This is a genomic window from Kitasatospora sp. NPDC056181 (genome assembly GCF_042266225.1).
Taxonomy (GTDB): Bacteria; Actinomycetota; Actinomycetes; order Streptomycetales; family Streptomycetaceae; genus Kitasatospora.
In genome coordinates, this window is record NZ_JBHJUK010000300.1 from 1 (window position 1) to 2969 (window position 2969).

A 2969-nucleotide genomic window follows, 5' to 3' on the forward strand; every position below is an offset into this window, starting at 1 on the left:
GAGCCGATCAGCCGTGAGCAGGCGCAGCTCTGGTCCCAGGGCCGGCGGCTGGTGAACACCTACGGTCCGACGGAGTCGACCGTGATGGTCACCGCGGGGCGGATCGACGGTACGGAGTCGGCGGTGCCGATGGGCGCGCCGGTGGCGGCTGCCCGGGTCTATGTGCTGGACGAGCGGTTGCAGCCGGTGCCGGTGGGTGTGCCGGGTGATCTGTATGTCGCGGGCGGGCAGTTGGCGCGCGGGTACGCGGGCCGCGCCGGGTTGACGGCGGAGCGGTTCGTGGCGGCGCCGTTCGGTGGCGTGGCGGGTGGGCGGATGTATCGCACCGGTGACCGGGCGCGGTGGACGCCGGACGGGCGGCTGGTGTTCGCGGGGCGGGCGGATGAGCAGGTGAAGATCCGTGGGTTCCGGGTGGAGCCGGGTGAGGTGAGTGCCGCGCTGTCGGCGTGTGCCGGCGTTGCGCAGGCGGCGGTCGTCGCCCGCGAGGACACCCCCGGTGACACCCGTCTGGTGGCCTACGTGGTCCCCGCCGACGGCCGGTCCGCCACCGAACTCCCGGCCACCGTGCGGGCGTTCGCGAGCGACCTGCTGCCGTCCTACCTGGTCCCGTCCGCCGTCGTCGTCCTGGGCGCGCTGCCGCTGACGGTGAACGGGAAGCTGGACCGCAGGGCCCTGCCCGCTCCCGAGTACGCCGCAGGAGGAGGCCGTGCCCCGGCGTCGGTGCAGGAGGAGATCCTGTGCGCCGCCTTCGCCCACATCCTCGGCCTGCCGGCCGTCGGGGTGGACGACGACTTCTTCGCCCTCGGCGGGCACTCCCTCCTCGCGGTCTCGCTGGTGGAGTTGTTGCGCAGCCGGGGCGTGTCGGTGTCCGTTCGGGCGTTGTTCCAGAGCCCGACCCCGGCCGGTCTGGCGGCCACCGCTGGAGCGGACCGGGTCGTGGTGCCCCCGAACGCGATCCCGGCGGGCGCCACCGAGATCACCCCGCGGATGCTGCCGCTGGTCGAGCTGGACCAGGCCGAGATCGACCTGATCACCTCGGCCGTCCCCGGCGGCGCGGCCAACATCGCGGACGTCTACCCCCTCGCCCCCCTCCAGGAAGGCCTCTTCTTCCACCACCTGCTCGCCGGCCGCGACGGCGTGGACGAGGACGTCTACGCAGTGCCGGTCACACTTGCGTTCGACTCGCGCGAGCGCCTGGACGCCTTCCTCGCCGCCCTCCAGCAGGTCGTGGACCGGCATGACATATACCGCACCGCCATCGTCTGGGACGGACTGCGCGAGCCCGTCCAGGTGGTCCTTCGCGATGCCGAACTTCCCTTCCAGGCAGTGGTGTTGGAGGCATGTGGTGCGCCCGTGCGTGAGCAGCTCCTCGCGGCGGGCGGATCGTGGATGGACCTGGGCCGCGCACCGCTGATGCGGGTGCACGTCGCCGCCGAACCCGGGAGCGACCGCTGGGTGGCTCTGCTCCGTATCCACCACCTGATGCAGGACCACACGACGCTGGACGTGCTGCTCGGCGAGCTGCGGGCGATCCTGTCCGGCGAGGGGGACTCGCTGCCCGAGCCGCTGCCCTTCCGGGAGTTCGTGGCACACGCCCGGTTGGGCGTGCCGCGCGAGGAGCACGAGCGGTTCTTCGCCGACCTCCTCGGTGACGTCACCGAGACCACGGCCCCGTTCGGGTTGCTGGACGCGCACAACGGTGGCTCGGCCGCGTTGGACGCGTCGCTGCCGGTCGGCGATGAACTGGCCATCCGAGTCCGCGAGTTGGCTCGACGACTGGGTGTGAGTCCGGCGACGCTCTTCCATCTCGCCTGGGCGCGGGTGCTGGCGGCGGTCAGTGGACGCGACGACGTCGTCTTCGGCACGGTGCTGTTCGGCCGGATGAACGCCGGCGCCGGCTCCGACCGAGTGCCAGGGCTGTTCATCAACACCCTGCCGGTTCGGGTCCAGGTCGGCGAACTCGGCGCGGCCGAGGCGCTGTCCGGCATGCGGCAGCAGCTCGCCGAGCTGCTGGTGCACGAGCACGCCCCGCTCACCCTGGCGCAGCAGGCCAGCGGTGTGCCCGGCGGCAGCCCACTGTTCACCTCGATCCTCAACTACCGGCACCGTCAAGGGGCGGGCCAGGGGGCCGGTGCGGCCCTCGAAGGCATCACCGGCCTGGGGTCGGACGGCCGGACCAACGACCGCACCAACTATCCCGTGACCGTGGCCGTGGACGACGACGGGACCGGCTTCGTGCTCACCGTCCAGGCGGTGGCCCCGGCCGATGCGGAGCAGGTGTGTGGGTTGCTGCGGACGGCGGTTGCGGGTCTGACGTCGGTGTTGGAGGAGTCGCCGGAGTCGCGGGTGGGTGCGGTGGATGTGGTGGGTGGGGTTGAGCGGGAGCGGTTGTTGGTGGGGTGGCAGGTGCCGGCGGTGGAGGGGCCGGTGGGGATGTCGGGGACGTTGGTGGGGTTGTTCGAGGCGCGGGTGGTGGAGTCGCCGGGTGCGGTGGCGGTGGTGGCTGATGGGGTGGGGGTGTCGTACGGGGAGTTGGATGCGCGGGCGAACCGGTTGGCCAGGTGCCTGATCGGTTGTGGTGTGGGTGTGGAGTCGGTGGTGGGGGTGGTTGCGGGCCGGTCGGTGGAGTTGGTGGTGGGGATGTTGGCGGTGTTGAAGGCGGGTGGGGCGTATCTGCCGGTGGATCCGGCGTATCCGGATGAGCGGGTGGCGTTCACGCTTGCGGACGCCGGCGCCGAACTCGTGGTGTCGTCGGGGGATTTGCTGGGGCGGTTGTCGGGGTTCGGGGTGCCGGTGGTGGCGGTGGACGGTCCCGAGGTCTTGGCGCTGGAGGGTGGCCCGCTGTCCGGGGCGGAGCGTTCGGTCGTGCTGCCCGATCATCCGGCGTATGTGATCTACACGTCGGGGTCGACGGGGCGTGCGAAGGGTGTGGTGGTGTCGCACCGGAGTGTGACGGGGTTGTTCGCGCA

The 2969-nt window shown here is 71.9% G+C and carries 1 protein-coding gene; it reads left to right on the plus strand.

What is annotated here, in order from left to right; translation table 11 throughout:
- The coding region (locus ACFC1F_RS42970; RefSeq protein WP_376167239.1) for an AMP-binding protein at positions 1-2969 on the plus strand (2969 nt) is incomplete at both ends.